Below are 2,040 nucleotides of genomic sequence, written 5' to 3' on the forward strand. Positions count from 1 at the left end.
GGGGTCGTCTCAGAAAACGGAAAATAAAGCACGCTAAGGCATAGCCGAACCTGCCAAGCTTGCTCCACCCTGTAGTGACGCGATCAGCGGGCAGGAAACGTTCCCCCTTCGCGCATGGCAGGCGCACACCAACTCAGACAGCACGGCCTCCATGCGCGCCAGGTCAGCCATTTTCTCGCGCACGTCCTTGAGCTTGTGCTCGGCCAGACTGCTGGCTTCCTCGCAATGGGTGCCATCCTCCAGCCGCAGCAGCTCGGCGATCTCATCCAGGCTGAAGCCCAGCCGCTGGGCTGATTTCACGAAGCGCACCCGCGTTACATCCGCCTCGCCATAGCGGCGGATGCTGCCATAGGGCTTGTCAGGCTCCAGCAACAAGCCCTTGCGCTGATAGAAACGGATGGTCTCCACATTGACCCCGGCCGCCTTGGCGAAAACGCCAATGGTCAGGTTCTCCAAATTGTTTTCCATATCGCTTGACTCCGTACATGAGTACGGAAGTAAGGTTACGCTATCCAATTTCAATTCGAAAGGACAAGCGCATGTCTGAACCAAAAACCGGGCGCGGCGCGCTCTTCACTGGAGGGCTTGCCGCCATCCTCGCCTCGGCTTGCTGCCTCGGGCCGTTGGTTCTGATCGCCTTGGGGTTCAGCGGCGCTTGGATCGGCAACTTGGCGGTGTTGGATCCCTATCGCCCCATCTTTATCGGCGTGGCGCTGGTGGCGTTGTTCTTCGCCTGGCGGCGCATCTACCGGCAGGCAGCGGCCTGCAAACCGGGTGAGGTCTGCGCGATTCCCCAAGTGCGAGCTACTTACAAGCTCATTTTCTGGATCGTGGCCGCGCTGGTTCTGGTCGCGCTCGGATTTCCCTACGTCATGCCATTTTTCTACTGATCGGAGTTCACCATGAAGAAACTGTTTGCCTCCCTCGCCCTCGCCGCCGTTGTTGCCCCCGTCTGGGCCGCCACCCAGACCGTCACGCTGTCCGTACCGGGCATGACCTGCTCCGCCTGCCCGATCACTGTCAAGAAGGCGATTTCCAAGGTCGAAGGCGTCAGCAAAGTTGACGTGACTTTCGAGACACGCCAAGCGGTCGTCACCTTCGACGATGCCAAGACCAGCGTGCAGAAGCTGACCAAGGCAACCGCAGACGCGGGCTATCCGTCCAGCGTCAAGCAGTGAGTCACTGAAAACGGCACCGCAGCACAACGGACGTCATTGTCTGGCGCCACAAACGATAAAGGATCTGTTGCATGACCCATCTAAAAATCACCGGCATGACTTGCGACTCGTGCGCGGCGCACGTCAAGGAAGCGCTGGAAAAAGTGCCAGGCGTGCAGTCGGCGCTGGTGTCCTATCCGAAGGGCACAGCGCAACTCGCCATCGTGCCGGGCACATCGCCGGACGCGCTGACTGCCGCCGTGGCCGGACTGGGCTACAAGGCAACGCTAGCCGATGCGCCACTGGCGGACAACCGCGTCGGACTGCTCGACAAGGTGCGGGGATGGATGGCCGCCGCCGAAAAGCACAGTGGCAACGAGCCCCCGGTGCAGGTAGCGGTCATTGGCAGCGGTGGAGCCGCGATGGCGGCGGCGCTGAAGGCCGTCGAGCAAGGCGCGCAGGTCACGCTGATCGAGCGCGGCACCATCGGCGGCACCTGCGTCAATGTCGGCTGTGTGCCGTCCAAGATCATGATCCGCGCCGCCCACATCGCCCATCTGCGCCGGGAAAGCCCGTTCGATGGCGGTATTGCGGCAACTGTGCCTACGATTGACCGCAGTAAGCTGCTGGCCCAGCAGCAGGCCCGCGTCGACGAACTGCGGCACGCCAAGTACGAAGGCATCCTGGGCGGTAATCCGGCCATCACCGTTGTGCACGGTGAGGCGCGCTTCAAGGACGACCAGAGCCTTACCGTCCGTTTGAACGAGGGTGGCGAGCGCGTCGTGATGTTCGACCGCTGCCTGGTCGCCGCGGGTGCCAGCCCGGCGGTCCCGCCGATTCCGGGCTTGAAAGAGTCACCCTACTGGACTTCCACCGAGGCCCT

Annotated in this window: 4 protein-coding genes; 3 read left to right on the plus strand and 1 reads right to left on the minus strand. The window is 62.2% G+C overall.

Annotation, left to right across the window (positions count from 1 at the left end):
• Positions 1-33: 33 nt before the first annotated feature.
• Positions 34-468, minus strand: a complete 435-nt coding sequence (locus tag F7R19_RS29440; protein ID WP_003131969.1) for a mercury resistance transcriptional regulator MerR — start codon at positions 466-468, stop codon at positions 34-36.
• 71 nt (positions 469-539) lie between these two features.
• Between F7R19_RS29440 and merT the strand changes: the two genes are divergently transcribed.
• From merT to F7R19_RS29455, 3 genes are all read left to right on the plus strand, one after another.
• Complete coding sequence (gene merT, locus F7R19_RS29445) at positions 540-890, plus strand: mercuric ion transporter MerT (protein ID WP_006224622.1); 351 nt, start codon at positions 540-542, stop codon at positions 888-890.
• A gap of 12 nt (positions 891-902) precedes the next feature.
• Positions 903-1,178 (plus strand): mercury resistance system periplasmic binding protein MerP, encoded by a 276-nt coding sequence (merP, locus tag F7R19_RS29450; protein WP_003131987.1) that lies wholly within the window; start codon positions 903-905, stop codon positions 1,176-1,178.
• Between the two features lie 71 nt (positions 1,179-1,249).
• A partial coding sequence (locus tag F7R19_RS29455) for an FAD-dependent oxidoreductase (RefSeq protein WP_170292682.1) occupies positions 1,250-2,040 on the plus strand: 791 nt, incomplete at its 3' end.

It is taken from the genome of Cupriavidus pauculus, assembly GCF_008801835.1.
Taxonomy (GTDB): Bacteria; Pseudomonadota; Gammaproteobacteria; order Burkholderiales; family Burkholderiaceae; genus Cupriavidus; species Cupriavidus pauculus.